The sequence below is a fragment of the Acidobacteriota bacterium genome (genome assembly GCA_028875575.1).
Taxonomy (GTDB): Bacteria; Acidobacteriota; Terriglobia; order Versatilivoradales; family Versatilivoraceae; genus Versatilivorator.
Genome location: JAPPDF010000020.1, coordinates 21,767 through 43,101 on the forward strand (window position 1 = coordinate 21,767; position 21,335 = coordinate 43,101).

The window sequence follows — 21,335 nt, forward strand, 5'->3', positions numbered from 1 at the left end:
CGGGAAATTGACCGCTCACCCATTTACTGCCTGGAATAAGACCAACTACTGAATGCTTTGCAATATTCGTAGCGGGCAGGTCATCTTGGCGGCAAACCTGAGGTTGTGCCTTTTGTGGCCATTTCCGACAAACGTTTCGCTGCCGAAATTTGCAAAAGGCGCTACTTGCTCTTTTTCAGAAAGGGCTCCAGGATGTCGATCGCCAGCGGAAAAACCAGGGTGGTGTTTCTTTCGACTCCGATGTCGGTCAGTGTTTGCAGATACCTCAACTGCAGGGCCACCGGCTCCTTGGCCACCACCTCGGCGGCTTGAGCCAGCTTTTCCGAGGCCTGGAACTCTCCATCGGCGTGGATGATCTTGGCTCGCCGTTCTCGTTCCGCTTCGGCCTGCTTGGCCATGGCCCGCTGCATTTCCTGGGGAAGGTCCACTTGCTTCACCTCGACCGTTCCGACCTTGATGCCCCAGGGATCGGTGTGCTGGTCCAGGATGCTTTGCAACCGGACGTTCAGGGTCTCGCGCCGGCTGAGCAGATCGTCCAGGGACACTTCGCCGAGAACCGAACGCAGAGTGGTCTGGGCAAGCTGGGAGGTGGCATAGAGGTAGTTCTCGACCTCCACCACTGCCTTCAAGGGGTCCATCACGCGAAAGTAGACGACGGCGTTGACCTGGACCGACACGTTGTCGCTGGTGATGATGTCCTGCGGCGGCACATCCAGAGTCACCACTCGCAACTCCAGTTTGACGATTCGGTCTATGGGCCACCATACGATGATGAGGCCGGGTCCCTTGGGCTGCGGCAACAGGCGCCCCAAGCGAAAGATGACTCCGCGCTCGTATTCCCGCAGGACGTGCAGGGAGTTGAAAAGGACGATGACTACCAGCAGCAGCCCAAAGAGACCCGGGGCTGAAATCAAATCGAATTCGAACATGAGTCTCTCCTTTTCAGCTCGAGGGAGCCCCGGAACCGTCTGCCCGGGTCACCTGGATGTTGAGTCCCTCCACCGCTACCACTCGGACCCGGTTGCCGGATTCGATCGGCTGAGGGCTGCTGGCCTGCCAGATCTCGCCGTGGACCTGCACTTTGCCCTGGGAGCCGATGTCGGTCAACGCCGTTCCGATCTCTCCGACCATGCCCTCTTTGCCGGTCACCGACTTGTTGCGGTGGGCCAGAATGACCAGCCGCATGAGAAAGATGGTGATGGCGGCAAAGGGGAGGGTAATTCCCACGGCCGTGATCAATTGTACCCGCAACTCGGGGAGTGGCGAGTTGATGAGGATCAAGGAACCGAGGATCATGACGGCGATTCCAAGAGAAGCCAGCAGTCCGTAGCTGGTCACTTTTGCCTCCAGAACGAAGAGAACGATGGCTGCCAGGATCAGCACCACTCCCAGGAGGTTGATGGGCAGGATATTGAATGCCACCAGCGCCAGGAAGATACAGACCCCGCCGACCACACCGGGAAAGATCAGACCGGGATTGCTGAATTCGATGTAGAGCCCGAGCAGGCCGATCAGGCCCAGAATCAGTGCAATATTGGGGTTCAGCACCTTTGAGAGGACCTTCTGGCGAGCCGTCATTTCAAACGCCTTCAGCCGTTCGTTCTTCAACTGCAGAACCTGTTTTTGGCCGTCGAAACGCTGAATCTCCCTTCCGTCGAATTTTGTGAGAATCTCGTTCAGGTCGTGGGCAATGCCGTCGATGAGATTGCCCTGCCGCGCTTCCTCTTCGGTGAAGGACAGGCTCTCCACTACCCCTTTCTCCGCCAATTCGACGTTACGGCCGCGTTGGGCCACGAAACTGCGGATATAGGCGGCAGCATCGTTTTCCACCTTCTTCTGCATGACTTCATCCAACTTGCCCCCGCCCAGGGGCACGGGATGAGCGGCTCCGGTGTTGGTGCCCGGGGCCATGACGGCCAGGTCTCCCGACAAGAGGATAAAGAATCCGGCGGATGCAGCTCTGGCGCCGCTGGGACCGACAAAAACGAGCACGGGAGTCTCCGACCGCAATATCTTCTCGATGATTTCCCGCATGGAGGAGTCGAAGCCTCCTGGAGTATTCATCTGGATGATCACGGCCGTAGCACCTTCCTCTTCAGCTTGCTCCAGCCCACGATCGATGTACTCCGCAATCACGGGATGAATGACGTCATCAACCTCCAGAGTGAGCACCACCGCCTCGGCCGAAGGACCGGCGGCCGCCAGAATTGCCAGCAAGACTATCCCGAGTCCCTGCCTGGTCATGCGAATCCCCGTAAACACCATTTCGAATTCATCTGGAACTTCAGCAACTCGCCTGCCCGAAAACCCCGCTTGGTGCAGATTATAACAGAGTTGCGAACCGCTTACCGGGCCATCTGGAACTACCGCGCAGTGCAGTTCACCGCAACGTCTTGAGGCTCGCAATCCCCGGAATTCGGCCTATCAAGCTGCCGTGGACAAAGCGCCTTTGTTCAGGTATCCGGCGCTCGAGGTGGCATTGCGGGTTACAATCGACCAGGTAACTCCCTGGCACGGATCGGTCGGTTCCCAAAGTGACTCGACAGGCATCAGTCAAAGCGGCAACGGCGGCGCTACTTGTCTGCGCCCTGCTGTTCGCAGATTCGTCGGTCTTTCTCTCGAGTGGTGAGTCTTCTCCCGAGACCCAGGAAGCCAAGCTCTCTTTTCCGAAATCGTTCTATCGCCAGCTGGAAGCCTATGGGGCGGTGTTGAGCCTTGTGGAAAACGGGTATGCGGAGCCGATAGATGTGAATCGAGCCATCGCCCGGTCGATTCAGCGCATGCTGGGCCGCCTGGATCCGCATTCCAGTTTTTACGACCCCAAGACCTTCGGCGAACTGCGCTCCTACCAGGGAGGCAACTACTCCGGAATCGGTGTACGCGTGGCGCCGGCGGACGGGAAGATGATGGTGCTCTCGACGAATCCAGGGTCGCCGGCCGAGGAATCCGGAATCCGCCCTGGGGATGTCATCCTTTCGGTTGACGGAATCTCCACCAAAGAACGTGCCGGAGCGGAGGTGGTGAGCCTGTTGCGTGGCCCGCGGGACACGCCGGTCGAGGTCCTGATCGAGAGGATAGGTGTCGATCGCTCCTTGGGCCTCCAGGTTCTTCGAAAGGAAATACCCGAACCCAGCCTGCCTCTCTGTTATGCCATCCTGCCCGGGGTGGTGTACCTGCAACTGGTGGCTTTCACGGCAACCACCGAAGATGAGGTTGACCAGGCGCTAAAGCCGTTCCAAGCCGATTTACAGGGTCTTGTCCTGGACTTGCGGGACAATCCGGGAGGAAACCTGCAAAGCGCCATCGGGGTAGCCGATCGCTTCCTGGATGTAAACCAGGTCATTTTGATCACCAAGGGGAGGCTTCCCAACGCCAATGTCAAGTATCTGGCCACTCGCGGATACGATCGGGAACCCTATCCGATGGTCGTCTTGATCAATGAGCAGACGGCCAGTGCGGCCGAAATTCTGGCGGGAGCCATTCAGGATGCCCGGCGGGGAATCATCGTCGGAGAAAACAGTTTCGGCAAGGGACTGGTGCAGACGGTTTTCCCACTGAGCGGTGGCAATGGACTTTCCCTGACGACCGCCAAGTGGTTCACGCCCAACGGACGCATGATTCAGCGCAACTACAAGAATCGCTCTCTCCTGGAGTATCTGAAATTGGTCGAAGGGTTGGGGAGGCGCCGTCCGCGCGCCAGCCAGGGGGCTGAGGGCATTCCTTTCGAACCTGGCGGGGGCGGTATCCTTCCGGACGTCTTGACTGACTCGGTCTCCTTGACATCCTTTCAGCATCGCCTGCTGTCTCGACATCTCCTTTTTGCTTTTGCCCGGGAATTCAAGGCCAGGTATCCGGTGCTTGCCGCCACGGCAATTGTCAGCCCCTTGGTGCTGGGGGAATTGCGTGACTATCTGGCTGCACGGGAAATGATTCATTCCGAGCGGGAGTTTGACGACCACCTTCCTTTCATCCAGCGCACCCTTCGCAGCCGGCTGTTGCTCCTTTCCCTGCAGACCAAGCAGAGCATGAAAGTGGAACTGGAAGGCGATCCACAGGTCGTTCAAGCCCTGGCATCCCTGCCCCGGGCCGAACTGCTCCTCAGCCGCGACCGATCGGGTGGGGAGTAGTGTCCTGCTCCTCGCCGGAGGCGGCACTCATCCTGAGGAGGCCCAGGTAAACTCGGGTCAGCCGAGGACCCTTACCACTCGAAATCCATAATCGGTGTACTTGTAGGAGGGATCCAGACTACTGCGGGCGGCGCAGCGGCTCACCTTGATCTGGTGGCGCCAGGCTCCGCCCCGAGATGCCCGGCGATGGGTCTCGTCCCGATTGACGGGATTGTCGCCGGGTGACCGCTGGTAGAAGTCGCGCGCATACCAGTCCAGGCACCACTCGTGGACATTGTCGCCCAGGTCATAGAGGCCGAATCGGTTGGGCGGCCGCATTGCCACCGGTTGCGGGCGCCGGTCCCGCCAACCAGTGCGGTACAACTCGAATTCGGAAGGATCTTCATCGCCCCAGGCATACAAGCATCCTTCCCGATTCTGGCGAATGGCCCATTCCCACTCGGCCTCGGTGGGCAGGCGCCAGGTTTGGCCGGTCCACTCGCTCAGCCAACTGCAATAGTCGGTCGCCTCCAGCCAACTGACCGACACCACGGGCTGTCGCGGATGGCTGAACCGGGACTCGAGGAACGATTCGGGCATCAGTCCCCCGATTCGATTCACAAAGAACCGGTATTGCTCGTTGGTCACTGTCGTAATGCCCATGGCAAGGGCATCGACCTTGACGCGATGAACCGGTCGCTCGTCCGCACGCCCCTGCTCGCAGCCCATGAGATACTCGCCGGCTGGCAACGCCACCACGGTTGGAATGTGGCTGGTGATCCTGCTCATACTGTTATTCTGAGCCCTTCGCAAAATTGGCAGCGGGTCAGGTCATTGTGCCGGCAAACGGGATGTTCTACCTTTTTCGATATCGGGTGCGACCTGGTGAGCCATGCTTGTTAACCACAAAAAGCACAAAACGAATTTTCTGAGATCGTTCTGCTCTCTATGTGTTTTTTGTGCCTTTTGTGGCCATTCCCGGTAAGCATCCCGCTGCCGAATTGTGCAAAAGGCTCCCACGTTAAACAAGAAATTGAAGTAACACATGGATAGCCAATACGCTTGGCTGAGGGTAAACGATGACAAGCCCACTCTGTCGTTTTTCTTCGTGTTCCTTCGTCGTCCTTCGTGCCCCTTCGTGGCTATCTCTCTTTGTCTGCTCGTCGGTCTGAGACAGGACACTAGGGTGCGGATTCCTGGGTGCGTTCGAACTCGAATCCGGGATAGGTGATGCGGGCGTGGTAGACGCTGGAAAGGGTCTCGAGGAAGCTGAAGGCAATGCGGTCGATTTCAGCCAGGGTGATGTCACACTCCGATAGCTGTCCATCCTCGGTTGTACTGGCCACGATCTTTTGAATCAACTCCAGCAACTTTTCCTGGGAGTGGTCATCCAGTGTTCTGGCAGCCGCCTCCACGGCGTCGGCCAGCATGATGATGGCCGCCATCTTCGTTTGCGGCTTGGGACCCGGATAGCGGAAGCGAGCCTCCTGGACTTCGTCGCGTCCAGCCGCGTTTGCCTTGGCCTTCTCGTGGAAATAGGTCAAGAGCTTGGTGCCGTGGTGCTGGGGAATGATGTCGATCATCGAGGAAGGCAGTTTGGCGGCTCGAGCCATTCGGATGCCCATGGTCACGTGCCGCACAACCAGCTTTGCGCTTTCCTCGGGGCTGATGCGGTCATGGATGTTCTCGCCCCGCTGGTTCTCCACGTAATATTCGGGATGAATCGTTTTTCCGATGTCGTGATAAAAACAGGCGACGCGGGCAAATACCGGGTTTAGTCCGATGGCCTCGGCGGCTCCTTCGGAGAGCGTTCCGACCGCGACGCTGTGGTTGTAGGTTCCGGGGGCCTTCAGGATCAGCTCACGAATCAGCGGCAGGTTGACGTTCCCGAGTTCCTGCAGCCTCATGATGGTAGTGACCATGAAGAATCTCTCGAACAGAGGCAACAGGAAGACCAGCAGCCCGGTGTTGATCGGTCCGGACAACAGGGCCAACGTAGCCCCCAGAAAGCCGGTGCCCAAGTCGAACGGAGCCAGCTTGGCGTACTGCAGAACCACGAAGAGGCCGATGGCGGCCGATCCGAGCTTGAACCCGGCGCCCACGAAACCCACTCTTTGCACGGCGCTGCGTATGGTGAGAATGCCGATCAGGTTGGACATCAGCACATAGAAGAAACCATAGATGTCGCTACCCAGGGTTAGTACGGCCAGAATGCTTGACAGCAGGGAAAAGATCAGACCGGCACGGTCATCCACCAGGATGGTGACCAGCATCGCCCCCAGTGCAAAAGGCAGAGCAAAAAAGAAATAGGCCTCGTCGTTGTCGGGGAATCCCGCAAAGCTAAGGCTGAGGGACTCGCTGAGAGCCTCGCCTACAAATCCAAACACCTTGAGAACGATGGTCTGAGTGACCAGAACGGTGCCGGCCAGCACTGCCAGTCTCATGAAATTCCACTGCGTCGGCCACAGGTTCCTCAGCAGGTACCCGAACACGGCCAGAAGCGAACCGATAAGCAGCGCCAGGCTGACGACTTGCGCCGGCGACGAGGACTCCCGGGGAAGGTTGCCAATGGCTTCGATCTGTCGTAGTTGCCCCGAACCAATCTCGTCTCCCTGGCGAACGACCACCTTGCCCTTCTTGAGAATGACGAAGACCGGGTCAACATTGGCCACCGCTTCGCGTTGGGTGGCCTGGGTGGCCTCAACGTCATAGGAAAGATTGGGTTGCAGCAGGTCACCGACCAGCCTGCTCGTCGGTTGCAGCGGGAGTTCGTGGTATCGCAGCAGCGCCGGCAGCCAGGTGTCAACTTCCTGACGGATGCTGTCCAAGGTCTTGACCTGGTCCACCGGTATCGTCGTTCTTTCTCCCGAACCGGTGCCGGAAAGGACGTGGATGCTCCCCTGTTCCCGAATCAGATCCCTCGCGCTTTCAATCACCAAGGAACTGTTGGCCTTGCGAAGCGCTTGCTCCAGAGCCTGTTGCAGGGGTTGGCTGAATCCAGTGCCGGACAGGAACCTGGCGGCGGATTCCGGATTGGACTCCGGCATCAGTCGCCTCAACTGTTCTCCGAGGCTTGCCTGGATTTCCGGCGGCAGCTTGTCGAAGCTCCAGCCCGCCCCCGGTGAACCGTTCGGGTTGAGGGGTTTCAGTTGGCTTCTCAGTGTGGAAAACAGTCGGCAAATCCGTTCGATTCGGGCCTGGGCCTGGTTGACGGAATGGCGATATACGGGAAGAGCAGCGTTTCGGGCTTCCTCCTGTCGGATTCTGGTGGCTTCTTCGTCCTGCATCGGAACATCCGCCGGGACCAGGATATCGGAGGTGGCAATGTCTCCCACCCGATACTCGGGCAGGCTGAAAATCCTGTAGGTCGAGCAAAAAAAGGTGAGCACGCCTGTCAACACGACCAGGAGCAGGATCAGACCCGGTATCCGGCCGGGGCTCACCTGGTCCGACCTCGATCCCAGGGGATCACTGGAACTGCCCTTTGTCCTCAGACTGATGACTTTCATGAGACCTCGTTAGCCGGCCGGGCCTGCCGGCTCTGCCGTCAGGGATGCCCGTCGGGACTCTTGCTCTTCCAGAGTCCGTGGCCAGTCCCGTTTCAAGAGCCGGGAGAGCGCCCGATCGGCCAACAGCTTTCCTCGGGTCTGACAGGGGCTGCAATAATTGGCTTCGTTTCCGACATAGACGATCCGCTGTACCGGGGCCCCGCACCGGGGACAGGGTTTGCGAAATCGGCCGTGTACGGCCATGCCTTCCCGAAAGGCAGAGACCCGTTTGGGAAAGCCTCCCTGGAGTTCGTCCCGCAGCTTGTTCAGCCAGTATTCCAGGGTCTCCCGCACAGCCAGGTAAAGACGCCGGACTTCCCCTTCTGTCAGTTTTTGACTGAGGGCCAGGGGTGAGAGTTGAGCTCGATGGAGAATTTCGTCGGAATAGGCGTTTCCGATGCCGCTCAGGATGCGAGGGTCGGTCAGGGAGCGTTTCAGGGTGTGATTCTCAAGGGTCAAGCGTCGCCGAAAGGTGTCGAAATCGACGTTCAACGGCTCGATGCCGCCCGGGTCATGTTTGGCCAAGGCGTCCTTCCCTTTCACGAGGTGGAGAGAGGCCCGTTTCTTGGAACCCGGTTCGGTCAGGAGAAGCGAACCGGTGGAAAAGTCCAACGCCGCCAGGTCACTTCTTCGCCAGGTTCGCATAGGCTTCTCTTTCCAGTGGAAGCGCCCGGCAATCATCAGGTGAAAGACCAGAAAGACGGCTCCCTCCAGCTCGATGACCACCCTTTTCCCCATTCGGCACAACCCCACGACCCGGTGATTCTCCACTTCTTCCGGCCGCGGCGAGACGGTTCGGAGCAGAAACGGACTGGCGATACGAATCCGCTCCAAGCGTTGGTGAAGTATTCTGGCCTGGAGAGATTCGAGGTAAACAACAATATCGGGTAGCTCGGGCACCGGTTTCCTGTCTCCCAACTATAATTAACGTCTCCGATGGAAGTTGAGCTGGACCGGCGCCGCCCTCAGTATTGCTCCTCCTCACACTGAACGGGCATCGCCTGGTCGTCGCTTCTTGAATCCGAGGCCGTCGCGCTCCGCAATTTGGCAACCCGATTCCTGAGACAGAACACTAGCACCGACGTCCATGACGGTCAAGTTGTGTCCTATTAACGTGTTGCATTGTGATCAAGCCACGGATGGGGGATGGCGCCGGGATGAAGGACCGGCAATCCGGGACGGAGGAATCCCCCGATGGGATCTTGTTTCGCAGGCACCCGGCGCGCTATTCTTGATTGCAGTCCAAATGGAAGGACGTTCGCCGGACACAAAATCAAAGGAGCCGATATTATGGTCTTGACACCTTCAATCATGATCGCACTGGGATCGCCAGCGCCCGATTTTCAGCTGCCGGATGTCGTGTCGGGAGACACGGTCACGCTCGGCAGTTTTGCGAACAAGGAGGCGCTTCTGGTGATGTTCATCTGCCGGCACTGTCCCTTCGTGGTGCATATCCAGGAGGAGTTGGCCCGTCTGGGCAGCGACTATAGCACCAGGAACGTGGGCATTGTGGCCATCAGTTCCAATGACGCCGAGACCTACCCTGATGATGCACCTGCCAACCTCAAGGCCATGGCGGAGGAACTCGGCTTTACCTTCCCCTACTGTTATGACGAAAGTCAGGAGGTAGCCCGGGCCTACCAGGCGGCCTGCACGCCCGACTTCTATCTCTTTGACGGCCAACGGGAGCTGGTTTATCGGGGTCAGTTGGATGGGAGTCGGCCCGAGAACGATGAACCGGTCACGGGCAGGGATCTGAGGGAAGCCATGGATGCCGTGCTATCGGGGACCCCGGTCTCAACAACCCAGATGCCCAGCATCGGCTGCAACATCAAGTGGAAAGCCAATTGAGCGGAAGGAATCCTGAAACGAAAAACCCCCGGGCGCCAGCCCGGGGGTTCCATTTAGCCGCGAATGCGGCGGCGGGTGATTGTGACGTGGGGCGGCGTTTCTTTGGAGAGGCAAAGCCTTCCCGAACGGGTGCTTTCTATGCGCCGCATTCGCGGCTAGGTTGGCGCGGAATTCAGACGACCCCGGGTTGACACCCGGGGCTACCCTGAGCCGCTGCTACGCAGCTCTATAAGGATGGCTTGTAGGAAACGTCTCGCCGGGTAACCCACGTCAACCGCAGCTTCGCAGCTCCCACCTAACCCACAAAGCTGCAAGGGGAAACCTGCTTTTCTATCGGGAATAATGCCCCGGGCCAGAGCCCGGGGGAGCCATCGGAAAACGTCACGTAGCGGAGTAGAGCCACGAACGCGGCGGCAGCAAACGCCGGTAAACCAAACTCAAGCGCACGCTCGTTGCTCATCTGCAAAAACGCCGCGTGAGCCAGACTCCTTGACAGCCGCGAATGCTGCGGCAGCAGGTAGCCGCGGGGGTAAGACGGGGCGAAAGCCCATTGGAGGGCTTTCACTGCTTCTCGATTGCGTAGACATGAGATCGGGTCATGATGTAGAGAGTGCCGTTGGCAACCACGGGCGTGCTGTAGACGGTGTTGCCGAAGTTGGTTTCGTCGATGAGTCTCTTCTGGCGACCCGCCTCCAGAATGGTGAGGTCACCGTCCTCGTCTCCCAGCATGACCTTGCCGTCGACCACGAAGGGTGAGCCCCAGACAGCCGCCAACATGTCGTGTTCCCAAAGCAATTTGCCGGTCTTCAGGTCCAGAGCGTGAAAGAAGCCGCTGAAATTGGCGGCGTAGAGCAGGCCGTCACGGATGGCCACGGTCGAGATGCTGCGGCGGAAGTCGTGGTGCCAGACGGCCCCGGTCTCCGTAATATCCCCTGACTGAGTGGCGTCGATGGCAAAAAGGTGTCCCACGCCTTCGCCGTGCTCCGGATCCTGGCCCACCGCGATATAGACCATGTCGTTATAGACGACGGGTGTCCCGATCAGATTGTTGCGGTCCCCCCTGCCGTTCTTCCATTCCGATTCCTTCGGATTGCAGTCGAACCGCCAGAATTCCTTGCCGGTCCGGGCTTCAAAGGAATAGAGCCAGCCGTCGCCGCCGGCGAAGATGACCTGGGGCCTGCCCGCGATCTCTCCGTAGGATGGAGAAGACCACTGGCCGTGGAGAACCGCATCCCCGGGCGCCGAGTTCTCCCAGGCCAACTTGCCGCTGTGGCGGTTCACGGCCAGGAAACTGGGTGCTCTGGGTACGGGAATATTGATATGGCTCTCATCGGTGCCGTTGGAGGTGTTGACGAAAATCAGATCCCCCACCAGCAGCGGTGAGCTGGTGGCCAGGTTGTGCGGAAAGACCCCCAACTCTTCAATCATGTCGAAGGTCCACACCACGTCCCCGTCGATGGGGGAGGAGTGTTTCTCGTCCTTCACGGGGCCGTCGTTCTCCCCGTCCAGGAACCCTTCGGTGTCCAGGGCCACCACTTCCGCCCGGTTGGAGACATAGTAGAGTCGATCTCCGGACAGCGCCGGCGAGGAGCAAATGCCCTGCTCGGGCCAGTCATTGACTCTGCCGGCAGCCAGTTTTTCGTGGGTCATCTGCCAAAGGAATTTCCCGTCCTTCTCCCGGAAACACATGATGACGCCCCGGTCTCCGGTCTGTTTGGGATTGCGCAGCCGCTGGTTGTTGGTGCCCACAAAGACCTTGCCACCCAATATCGTGGGATTTCCATAGGACTGGGAGCCGATTTCGGCAACCCACTTGATGTTTTTCCCGGTCTTCAGGTCCCATTCGGCCGGTATTCCGGTAGCGTCCGAAACCATGTTCCTGTCGGGCCTGCCTCCCCACATGGGCCAGTCCCCCGCCAGTCCGGAGATTTTCGCTCCGCCTGCCAGCAGGAGAACCACTGCTGCAACGACCTTAAGCTTTGGCAATGACATGCGTTCCTCTCAACTCCTCGACCCCGACCGGAGGATCCTCAATGACCGGCCGGAGTGACGGAGACGTTATCGTAGTAGATTTCAGCTGCGGAATAGCCGTAGATGCCCGGGCTGCCCTGGCGGTGAACGATGGGGTCCTCGACCTCGATGGTCCATCCTTCGGGCTCGGGCTCATCACGCTTCCAGACCTTTCCCCGGATCATTCCTCCGGTTCCCTCCGAGAGAGTCTCGACCCGAAGCTTCATCCGGTACCACACGTCCGGGTCGACCCGGTAGTCGATGGTCTTGGAGAAGTGTCCCAGCTCCGACAGCCAGCTGCGGATCTGCAGCTTCTGGCGATTGCCCATCAAGGACAGGATATAGCGCTGGGCGATCAGACCCATGTCCGGAAGACGCCGGCGTTGTTCGGTGCCCATCATCTCTGCCTGAATCTCGTAGCCGGATGTCTTCCAGTCTCCCAGATATACCATGGTCCGCCAGGATCGAGGGTTGGCGGACAACTTTTTCAGAACCTTGTTGCCGTCCAGGGAGGTCACCACAAATCGGCCCCGGGCGGAATTCCAGCCTGTAGCCACCGTTCCTTCTTCGAGGCGCTCAAAATCCTCCTGGAAGGGAATGGCGGGACGGGAGCTGATGCGAGCCGTTCCCTTCAGGTCGCCGACCTGGGCAGTGATCAGGCCTCCCTGAGGGATATTGCCGTCACTGAGGGTGAGTCGTCCGTCGGCGGAAACCTTCCCCTGGATTCCCTGCAGGGACCACACGGCCTGAGCCGTTTTCTTCCGTCCCCGGGCATCCACAACCCGTGCCGTGAAGGTCCTGGAGGCTGCTGGAGAGAGGACGACCTCCCCGGGCTCCACCAACACACTTCGGGCTGGTCCCTCAAAAGAGTCGGAATCCCCCGGTTGCGGTTCCCCCCCAGCGGCAGCCGCCGGGCTGCGGTCTTCGAGTCCGATGCAGTAGAGCATGTTGCGAGTAAACAGATAAATGCGGCCATCGGCCACGGCAGGCGAGCCGTTGATGGACACGGCTGAGCCGTCGGCATTGGAGAATCGCTCCAGGTCCAGCTTTTGGGGAGGCTGGTGGCCGCGCAGTCCCAGAATGTGAAACTGCCCGTCAACGTCAGAGACAAAGAGCTTGCCGTCGGCGACAACCGGGGAGGCTCGCTGCATGACTCCCAGGTTGTACTTCCAGAGCTGTTTCCCCGTATCGGCCTGAAAGGCAACCAGATTGGCGGAATTGTCCACGTGATAGAGGATGTTGTCGGCCAGGGCGGGCGAGGCATAGCCGGCGGTAAATCCGTCCACCTGCCAGACCAACTCGGGCTTGCCGTCAACAATTTTACCGGCGTCCAGGCACACCAGCCGGCCCATGGCCGTGCTCTCGTCGACATTTTCTTCGCCGTGGGAGGCGAAAACCCGACTGCCCTGAACCACCACCGACGAGTTGATCCCTCGCTTGCTGAAGGGGAATCCCCAGACCCTTTCGCCGGTCGCCAGGCTGAGGCCGTAGACCGAGCCGTCGGCGTTGCCGCCGATCAGCAGGTCCCGGCCGTTGATTCGGCTCACCACCGGGACCGTGTAGGTCGTGTCCTTGGGCGCCTTGCCGGGTGTGGTCAGCCAGACGGTTTCCCCGGTGCGCTTGTCCAGGGCATAAAAACGATCCCGTGGGATCGCCGTGGCGCCCCATCCGGCGTTCAGGAAATTGACGAACAGCAGGTTACCGTGCAGGGTTGGAGTCACTGTCCGCCCCCCGTAACCGGATATTCTCCCGACTTCCTCCTTGAGTGATCTCGACCAGACCACCTTGCCGTTGGGGTCAAGGCAGTGCACCATCCCTTCGATTCCGTTGGCGTAGATATGACCCGTATCGGGGTCGGCCGCCAGGCTGGCCCAACCGACCCGGTGGTGAGGGATATCGGTCAGGAACACCTTGTAGCGAAATTCCCAGCGCAAATCGCCTGTCTCGGCGTCGAAGCAGGAAATCTGCTCCTGCCAGCGGGACGGCGTTTCCGGTTCGGCCAGGGTGATGACACAGACCCGTCCGTCCACCACAATCGGCGTCGAGCGCCCGCCGATGGGCCGCTTCCACCTCAGGTTTTCTCCCTCCGGAGACCAGGTAGACGGAAGCCCGGTTTCCGCCGAAACGCCATCGGCGTTGGAACCTCTCCACATGGGCCAGTCAGTGGCTCCGGCAGGAACCGACAGACACACCAGGCTGCCAACGGAGAATGCAAGCCATGCCTTCAGGAACTGTTTTGCCATCCGCATCAAGTAGGATCTCCCTTCCATTCATTATCAGGTTAAGGGACAAAAAACAACCGGCGCCACTTACGGGTCGGCCTTCCCCGGTCCGTCCAGGAATTTTCCCGGCCTGGCGTCAAGAGGACGTCCGGCTTCGACGACCAGCGTCCCGTTGACGATGACGTACTCAATACCCTCCGCAAATCGATGGGGCTCCTGAAAGGTGGCGGGGCCGGCGACCCGCTCAGCGTCAAAAATGGTGATATCGGCCTTCATGCCCACCTGGAGGAAGCCTCGGTTTCGGAGCTTCAACTTGGCTGCATTCATGCCCGTCATCTTGTGAATGGCCTCTTCCAGGTCCAGCACCCCTTCCTTTCTCACATACTTTCCCAGGACTCGGGCAAAGGCGCCATATCCATGGGGTCGAGTCACCTCCCCACCCGACGGATCGATGCCGGCGGTGGCGCCGCCGGAGCCGATGGAGACCCAGGGCGCCTGCAGGACGCTACGCAGATCCTCCTCGCTCATGAGAGAGTAGAGGACTGCCACCAGACCCTCGGTTTCCCGTAAAATATCAACCAGCGTGTCTCCGGGTTCTTGACCCAGTTCGGTCGCGATTGCCTGAATGCTCTTCCCGGTCAGAGCCTGAAATTTTCGGGAGTTCGCCTCCAACAGCACCACTCCCTCCCAGCCCCCCGCAGCCAGGAAAGCATTGAACTGCCCAGGCCGCTTGCGACGGAGTTCTCTCAGGATGCGGGCGCGAAGGTCGCTTCGGGAGAGCCGCTCCAACAGTTTCTCCCGCCCCCCCTCGGTTGCCCAGGGGGGCAAAAAGTTTTCCAGATTTGCCCGGGCGCTTCGATAGGGAGACAGGCTGGCAGTCAGAGCCAGTCCCGATTCCCTGCCCTTTTCGATGGAATCGAACACCTCTTGCAACTGACCGCGGCCAGGGTGGCCGGAAAGTCTCAAGCCCGGAATGTCCAGGGGGATCTGAGCTTGCTCCGCAAACTCCATGGCCTCCTTGATCGAATTGTCGATACCTGCGCGGGAATCGATCCCGGCGGAGTAGATCCCGCCGTGAGGGGTCACCTCCCGAGCCAACTCGGCCAGTTGCTCGCCGCTCAGAATGCCTGCCGGAGACAATCGCACCGAGTTGGCAAGCCCCAGTGCACCCTCCAGCATGGCCTGCCCGACCGTCTGCTTCATTGCGGCAACTTCGGGCTGGGTGGGTTCCCGCCTGTCGTGGCCCAGGACCGAGCGCACGACATCTCCCACCTGGACGTATGCAGCCACGTTGAGGGGAAATTCCCCTTGCCGAAGCCGGTGGAAGGCTTCCCCCCACGGGGGGCGATCGGCCGAGACTTCCCGGAGCTCGGGTTCCGGCCCGGCGCCGGCCTGGAAAAAACGGCTCGGGTGTCCGCCTCCCAGGATCTCGGTGGTCACTCCCTGGCGCACCTTGCCGAGGGAGTCTGGATGGAACATATGCTCGGGTTCGGAACGACTGTGGCTATCGATAAAACCGGGAGCTACCCATAGTCCCCGCGCGTCGATCACTTGACGCCCCTTCTGCTCCCGATCCTTCAACTCCCCCATGTAGACGATCTCTTCGCCGTGAATGGCCAGGTCCCCGGGAAACCATAGTGAGCCGGACCCGTCGACGAGCTTGCCGCCGGCGATGATCAGGTCAAATTCGTATTGGGGAGATTGCCGGCAGGCCAGCAGGGTGCAGCAAAGAGCCAGCGCCAGCATGGCCCGCTTCAGCGAAGGCTGCGGCATCTTGAGAATCATCTTTCCTAAGGGTTTGGGTCGGATCAGGTCAGGACTGAAGGAAGCGGCCGGCCACCTCGTTCATCTTTTCCAGCGTCAATCTCCAATGGGAGTCGTGCCAGAGGACCTTGGAGCCGGAAATGAGTAGAATTTGCGGGGATTCATGCTCCACCCCCAATTCCTCTGCGATTTGATTGGAGAGCGGGCGCTCCTCGATCACGCGAACCAGGGCGCAGTTCCAGGGGCGGTTGGTTCCGCCCTGTCGGTCGAATTCGGAGAAGGCGGAATAGACCTCGGCGCTGATGGGGCACTGGCTGCTGTGCTTCAGCAGAAAGACCGGCTCCCTATCGGAACCCGCCAGTAGTTCCTGCACATCCGCCGGAGTCTTGAGCTGAATAAAGGACATGGACGCAAACTCTCCCTTCAGAGGAACTTGAATGCAATTACTCCGAGTCGGGCTCGGCGGGGTCCTCGACCGCCGGCGCAGGCTTGCCGTTGCCGCCTGTCAGATCCGCCCGCGCCTGAGCCAACAGGTCTTGTAGTCCATCCAGAGAGTTCTGGTGGGTTGTTCGGTAAAGAGACTCCAGGTTGCGACGGGAAATCTCCTGATAGCCGCCCTCCAGGAGGGAAGCTCGGGCAAAGGCATTCATGGCTTGCGGGAGTCGCTTCAACCGGGTGGATACCACTCCCAGCTGGAAGTGAACGAATTGGGACCGCGGTTCCTCATTCAGAGACTTGGTGAGATATCCGTAGGCCCTGGCCAGCAGGAGTGTGGCCAGCCTGGAACTGCCGGCGGTTGCGGTGCTCGGGCTCTTTGGCTGGGCGGGGTCTGTTTCGGTGCCAGCTGGGCTTGGAGAGCTCTCCTGCAGCGCAGCAGACTCCTTCGAGGCCTCCCGTTCCATCTCATACTTGACCAGATAGGCGTGGCCCAACCCGGCTAGGCTCTGGGCCATATATCGGCGGTACTCGGCCTCCCACTGCTGCTGGTCGGTGTTGGCGGGCCGGACGATCTTTTGCAGCAGCCCCAGGGATCGGGTGGCCAGTTGAATGGAACGGTCGGGGTCTCCCTTGTCGGAGTGAGCCAGGGCCATCAGCGCCAGAATCGGAATGTTGTCGGGCGAATGTCCGAGCGTTTTCTGTCCGTGCTCAAACATTTTCTCCGGCCGATTCAGGCTTCGGTAGTCCATGGTGGCCATATGGTGAACCTGGCCCAGATATTTGGATTCGGGATATTTCTGAATGAATGCCTCGATCAGCACGCTGCGCGGGGCAGGGTCGGTAGACTGCTTTAACTGGAGAAAGTCCTCTTGTTCCTGCGGGTCTTGGGCCAGCTCGTCAGCGGGCTCCGGAGCGTCGTAGATCCTTAGCTTGCCGGTTCCAGAGGACGGTGGGGTTTGAGCGAAGAGAGAGGTGGCCCCCAGGCCCTGGCACACCGGCAGGTTTGGGGTGAGACCTGTTCCCGCAAGCAGCAGACCAATAGAGAGCGCTCTCAGGTTCATGGTTATCCCGAAACAATCCGCACTTCCACCACTCCTGCCAGAATAGCAAAAATGAAAATGGCAGGTCACCCTTTTCTCAGGACACGATTCGGGCTTCGTTGGTGAGCGTGCCGATTTCCGGAATGGTAATTTCGACGGTGTCTCCCTCCTGCAGAGCCGCCGCTTCGGTCTGAATAATTCCCGTACCGGTCAGCAACACGGTGCCGTCGGGAATCGGATTGGCGTAGAAGAGCCAGTCGATCAATTCCTGGATGGTTCGCTTCATCATGCTCAGCCGGGTGTCGCCGGAGAAAATGACCTGGTTGCCTCTTTTGATCTCGCAACGGATCGACAGGGCGTAGGGATCGGGAACTTCATCGGCAGTCAGCAGGACCGGACCCAGGGAGCAGCACCCGGTGTAGATCTTGGACTGGGGAAGGAAGAGAGGGTTTTCCCGCTCAATGTCCCAAGCCGAAACGTCATTGGAGACCAGGAACCCGAGAATCTCGCGTTTGGAAGAAAGCAGGACGCCCAACTCCGGCTCCACAGCCGTAAACCTGGAGTCTTTCCGTATGCCGATGAAGTCGTTGGGACCGGTGCATCGGGCTTCGGTGCCCTTGAAGAACAGTTCCGGCCGATCGGAAAAATAGACATGGTCGTAGATTCCCGCGGGCGCTTGTGTGTCCCCGTCCCGGAATTCGGCGCTCTTCTTGTAGGTCACCCCGCAGGCCCAGACCTCGGGCGGATGAACGGGAATGGCAGCATGGGGCTTTGTCGGGCTTGGCGAGACATTCAGCTCCGACCAGGTCAGGGAGAGGGCCTGGGAGGAGCAGTGTCTTTCCACCAGGTCCACAAGAGCGATCCCCTCCCGGTCGGCTCCGCGGGCGAAGTCCAGCAGTGTGCGCAGTCCGTTGGCTTCCGCCAGGACCGGGTAGACACTCTCGTTTTCCACTTTTGCCAGGTGAAGTCCAATTTCAGGGTCATGGATTTGAGCCAGTTTCATGAAGATCTCCTTCGCAGACAACACTGGGCGGCCCGTTGAGAAATGCGGGCCATGTCAGTAACGTCTGGATCGCTGCAGGGTGATGTCGAACGTGGCCGTATCGGCAACTGCCATGACAGCCATGACACCGGCTTGAACGGGGTCGCTCACGATCAGATCGGCCGCCTCGGGCACGGTGCCGGCCATGTTGAGGGACAGCACGGTAATTCCCTGCCCCTTGATTTCCTCTACGGCCTGGGCGATGTCTCCGCCCATGATGGCTCCCGCCATGACCAGAACCCTTGCCCGGGGCAGCAGGGCCACTGAGCGCACCGCAGCCGCGATGTGGTCTTCGCCCACCAGCGGGATGGTGTCCACCGAAATCCTCTCGCCACGCAGGTTGTGCCGGTCGGCCTCGCTGATGGCGCCCAGAGCCACCTGTCCCACCTGGGCTCCGCCGCCGATGATGATGATCCGCTTGCCATAGACTTTGAGCAACGGATCGAGCGAGTCTACCGCCGTGACCACCTCCAGTGCTCGCAGGTCTCTGAGGAGTGCGTCCACCTCCTTGACATCGCGCAGCTCCAGGTAGACGCTGGCCGCCTGGGTTCCCCGTTTCACAATGTCCACGGAGCTGATGTTGGCTCCGTGTTCGGCGATGGTCCGGGTGAGTTGAAAGAGCACCCCGGTACGATCCTGCGCTTGGATGAGCAGGGCAATGGATTCTGATTTCATTCGGACCCCACCCCGGCGGTATCGAATGCGCAAAGTTCCGCGTTGCCGAAATCTAAATCAAGGCTGGTGTCAAGTCAACCGTGGCAAGTGGAGAGTGGAGAGTGGAGAGTTGTTGGATCGACACGTTAAGCCTCTTATCTGAAACAAACGAAAAAAAGAGTTATCCACGAAGGCCCTGAAGGGCCACCAAGCGTGCCGGCTCTGCCGCATCGGCCGGGCTCAGGCCCGGCAAGCCAGCGCGTGGCCCCGTGAGAAGCAAGAGTGGTGGGAAGAGGCCCACCCGGGAGCGCGGGCGTCCCGCCCGCATGCTATTCCCTTCGGTGCCGCTCAGTTCCCCTCGATTTGGCACCCGGCCACCCTGCCGGCGGGAACGGCATGGGCTCGGCCGAAGCAGAGTCCCGGCGCCGTTGCCGGTCGAGCCGCGTGGAGGAGATGGGCGAGGCCTCGCCAGTGTGGTGCGGGCGTCCCGCCCGCACAAGGCCCGACTACGCCAGCTCGATTCAGCAGCGTCCTGATCTGCTCAAATGGATGGTGGGACGCAGCCGCCGGAGCCTTGGCGCCGGTTGCGAGGTTCCCCAAAAGCGGGTATTCTCACAGCCGGTAATTGCGGAAGACCATTGGATACTTCGGGGACCACGGGATCGAGCTTCAAATCACCGGTCGTGGCACCGATATTCGCTTGAATCCAGGGGAATACCCATGACCCATCAGAGCCGCCGAAACTTCCTGCGCCAGTCCATTGGAATCACCGGAGTGGGCGCCTCCGCTTACCTTGCATCCAGTCCGCCCCTGCGGGCGGGGTCTCCAGCCCATTCCGATGCCCTGGGCGCCAACGACAGGATTCGGGTTGGCCTTATCGGATGCGGGGGAAGAGGCCGCAGGCTCCTGGAACTTTTCCTCAAGGTGGACGGGGTCAGTTGCGCGGCCCTTTGCGACGTGGACGATGGGCAAACCGGGAAGGCACTGCGTTCGATTGAAGCTGCTAATGGTCCCGCGCCCTTGCAGACCAGGGACTTTCGCCGGGTCCTGGACTTGAAGGAGCTGGATGCCGTCATCGTGGCGACACCCGATCACTGGCATGCCCTCCAATCGGTGGCGGCCTGTCAAGCCGGCAAGGATATCTACGTGGAGAAACCGCTCTCCTTGACCATTCAGGAGGGGCGAACCATGGTCAGGGCTGCTCGCCTCTACCAGCGAGTGGTCCAGGTGGGGACTCAGCAACGAAGCGCCCCCCAATTCGCTCAGGCGGTGGAGTATGTGAAATCCGGGCAACTTGGCCGGATTCGCCTGGTTCGGACCTGGGCCTACCTGGATTGGAAGGGAGCCACCCCCAAGGCTCCCGACGGTCCCCCGCCCGCCGGGGTGGACTACAACCTGTGGTTGGGTCCAGCCAGGCGCCAACCCTTCAACCCCAATCGGTTCCATTTCACCTTCCGCTGGTACTGGGATTATTCGGGAGGGCTGATGACCGACTGGGGGGCCCACATGGTCGATATCGCCAACTGGGGCATGGGGGTCAAGGCTCCCTCCGCTGCATTCTCAGCCGGAGGAAAATTCGCCTATCCCGACGACGCCATGGAGACTCCCGACACCCAGCAGGTCACCTGGGCCTTTCCCCATTTCAGCATGATCTGGGAACACGCCCTGGGCGTGGGACGCGGACCGGAGGCACGGGAGCACGGGGTTGCCTTTCACGGAGAGGACGGGGTTCTGGTAGTGGATCGCTTCGGCTGGGAGGTGTTTCCCGAAACGCGGAGAATCGATAGCAGGCGGCGCACCTACAAGGCGGCGGGGCTGCCCCGGCAGAGGGTCGGACGGGACTATGCCCCCGACCACGTGCAGAACTTCCTCGACTGCATGCGCTCCCGAGAGACGCCGGTGGCGGATGTCGAAATCGGGCACAATTCGGTCATTGCCTGCCACCTGGGCAATATCGCCCAGCGCCTGGGACGTCAGGTCCGCTGGGACGTCGACAAGGAACAGGTGATCGGCGACCCTGAAGCGGAAGCCCTGACCGGCGTGAACTACCGGACTCCCTGGAAGCTGGCGCTATAGCCACTCCATGTTGTCCACGGTGGAAAAAAGAGTAATCACTGACAATCTGGATCACCTGGGAGGTCCCATGGCTGAAGAAGACAGTGGCTTCAAGGTTGCCGATCGCCGCAAGTTCACCGAGGAGGGGGAGTTACGGGACTCGGCCAAGGAGGCTCCCAGCCGGCCCGCCAGTCCTGCCGGCCCGTCTGGTGTCGCCCAGGGCCAGGAGCGGGCCGGCGCGAGCGCTTCGTCTCCGGTTGTCGGCCAGGACAGCCGGGAACCCAAAATGGACTTTCCCACCTTGGTTCTGTCTCTCTCCACCACGGCCATGCTCCAGATGGGCCTGGTCCCCGATCCTGCAACCCAAAAGATGGAGAAGAATCTCCCGGCGGCGCGGCAAACCATCGATGTCCTGGAGATCTTGCAGGAAAAGACCCAAGGGAATCTGAAACCCGATGAAACCCGGCTCCTGGATCGATGCCTGCACGACCTCAAGATGAGCTTCGTCCAAAGCTCCCGAAAGGTCACCTTGTGATCCCCGCCGTCCCCCGCCGGACCACCGTCTCCCATCCCCGGCGCGATGTTTTCGCGCTCAATCCCGATCC

At 60.1% G+C, this 21,335-nt stretch carries 16 protein-coding genes; 4 read left to right on the top strand and 12 right to left on the bottom strand.

Annotated features, from left to right (window positions below; all coding sequences use genetic code 11):
* Positions 1 to 161: 161 nt before the first annotated feature.
* Positions 162 to 929 carry a slipin family protein gene (locus OXI69_02660; GenBank protein MDE2665033.1) on the bottom strand — a complete coding sequence of 256 codons (768 nt, stop codon included), beginning with the start codon at positions 927 to 929 and terminating at the stop codon, positions 162 to 164.
* Positions 930 to 942: 13 nt separating this feature from the next.
* Complete coding sequence (locus tag OXI69_02665) at positions 943 to 2,244, bottom strand: nodulation protein NfeD (GenBank protein MDE2665034.1); 1,302 nt, start codon at positions 2,242 to 2,244, stop codon at positions 943 to 945.
* Positions 2,245 to 2,534: 290 nt separating this feature from the next.
* Between OXI69_02665 and OXI69_02670 the strand changes: the two genes are divergently transcribed.
* The gene (locus OXI69_02670; protein ID MDE2665035.1) at positions 2,535 to 4,127 is read left to right on the top strand and encodes a S41 family peptidase; all 1,593 of its coding nucleotides are present in this window, start codon (positions 2,535 to 2,537) and stop codon (positions 4,125 to 4,127) included.
* A 57-nt stretch (positions 4,128 to 4,184) separates the two neighbouring features.
* On the opposite strand, the gene OXI69_02675 is transcribed toward OXI69_02670, so the two are convergent.
* The 3 genes from OXI69_02675 to OXI69_02685 all read right to left on the bottom strand — a co-directional run bounded on the left by OXI69_02675 (position 4,185) and on the right by OXI69_02685 (position 8,554).
* A complete protein-coding gene (locus OXI69_02675) occupies positions 4,185 to 4,895 on the bottom strand; it encodes an SUMF1/EgtB/PvdO family nonheme iron enzyme (protein MDE2665036.1) in 711 nt (236 codons plus the stop codon).
* Between the two features lie 392 nt (positions 4,896 to 5,287).
* The gene (locus OXI69_02680; GenBank protein ID MDE2665037.1) at positions 5,288 to 7,615 is read right to left on the bottom strand and encodes an HDIG domain-containing protein; all 2,328 of its coding nucleotides are present in this window, start codon (positions 7,613 to 7,615) and stop codon (positions 5,288 to 5,290) included.
* A 9-nt stretch (positions 7,616 to 7,624) separates the two neighbouring features.
* The gene (locus tag OXI69_02685) at positions 7,625 to 8,554 is read right to left on the bottom strand and encodes a formamidopyrimidine-DNA glycosylase (GenBank protein MDE2665038.1); all 930 of its coding nucleotides are present in this window, start codon (positions 8,552 to 8,554) and stop codon (positions 7,625 to 7,627) included.
* A gap of 390 nt (positions 8,555 to 8,944) precedes the next feature.
* Here OXI69_02685 and OXI69_02690 point away from each other — a divergent pair, with 390 nt between their 5' ends.
* Positions 8,945 to 9,505: a thioredoxin family protein gene (locus tag OXI69_02690; GenBank protein ID MDE2665039.1), complete on the top strand. Its 561-nt coding sequence runs from the start codon at positions 8,945 to 8,947 to the stop codon at positions 9,503 to 9,505.
* A gap of 561 nt (positions 9,506 to 10,066) precedes the next feature.
* Here the strand turns inward: OXI69_02690 and OXI69_02695 are convergent.
* The 7 genes from OXI69_02695 to OXI69_02725 form a co-directional block, all read right to left on the bottom strand.
* Positions 10,067 to 11,497, bottom strand: coding sequence for a PQQ-binding-like beta-propeller repeat protein (locus tag OXI69_02695; GenBank protein ID MDE2665040.1), 1,431 nt, complete (start codon positions 11,495 to 11,497; stop codon positions 10,067 to 10,069).
* 38 nt (positions 11,498 to 11,535) lie between these two features.
* On the bottom strand, positions 11,536 to 13,764 hold the full coding sequence (locus OXI69_02700; GenBank protein ID MDE2665041.1) for a PQQ-binding-like beta-propeller repeat protein: 2,229 nt from the start codon (positions 13,762 to 13,764) through the stop codon (positions 11,536 to 11,538).
* A gap of 60 nt (positions 13,765 to 13,824) precedes the next feature.
* Positions 13,825 to 15,522: an amidohydrolase family protein gene (locus OXI69_02705; GenBank protein ID MDE2665042.1), complete on the bottom strand. Its 1,698-nt coding sequence runs from the start codon at positions 15,520 to 15,522 to the stop codon at positions 13,825 to 13,827.
* A 28-nt stretch (positions 15,523 to 15,550) separates the two neighbouring features.
* Complete coding sequence (gene ytxJ / locus OXI69_02710; GenBank protein MDE2665043.1) at positions 15,551 to 15,907, bottom strand: bacillithiol system redox-active protein YtxJ; 357 nt, start codon at positions 15,905 to 15,907, stop codon at positions 15,551 to 15,553.
* 37 nt (positions 15,908 to 15,944) lie between these two features.
* Positions 15,945 to 17,000 carry a hypothetical protein gene (locus tag OXI69_02715; GenBank protein MDE2665044.1) on the bottom strand — a complete coding sequence of 352 codons (1,056 nt, stop codon included), beginning with the start codon at positions 16,998 to 17,000 and terminating at the stop codon, positions 15,945 to 15,947.
* 76 nt (positions 17,001 to 17,076) lie between these two features.
* On the bottom strand, positions 17,077 to 17,982 hold the full coding sequence (locus tag OXI69_02720; GenBank protein ID MDE2665045.1) for a fumarylacetoacetate hydrolase family protein: 906 nt from the start codon (positions 17,980 to 17,982) through the stop codon (positions 17,077 to 17,079).
* Positions 17,983 to 18,036: 54 nt separating this feature from the next.
* Entirely contained in the window at positions 18,037 to 18,696 is a 660-nt protein-coding gene (locus OXI69_02725) for a DUF5612 domain-containing protein (protein ID MDE2665046.1), read from the bottom strand.
* Between the two features lie 699 nt (positions 18,697 to 19,395).
* Between OXI69_02725 and OXI69_02730 the strand changes: the two genes are divergently transcribed.
* Positions 19,396 to 20,751, top strand: a complete 1,356-nt coding sequence (locus OXI69_02730) for a Gfo/Idh/MocA family oxidoreductase (protein ID MDE2665047.1) — start codon at positions 19,396 to 19,398, stop codon at positions 20,749 to 20,751.
* A 67-nt stretch (positions 20,752 to 20,818) separates the two neighbouring features.
* A complete protein-coding gene (locus OXI69_02735) occupies positions 20,819 to 21,265 on the top strand; it encodes a DUF1844 domain-containing protein (GenBank protein MDE2665048.1) in 447 nt (148 codons plus the stop codon).
* Positions 21,266 to 21,335: the final 70 nt, after the last annotated feature.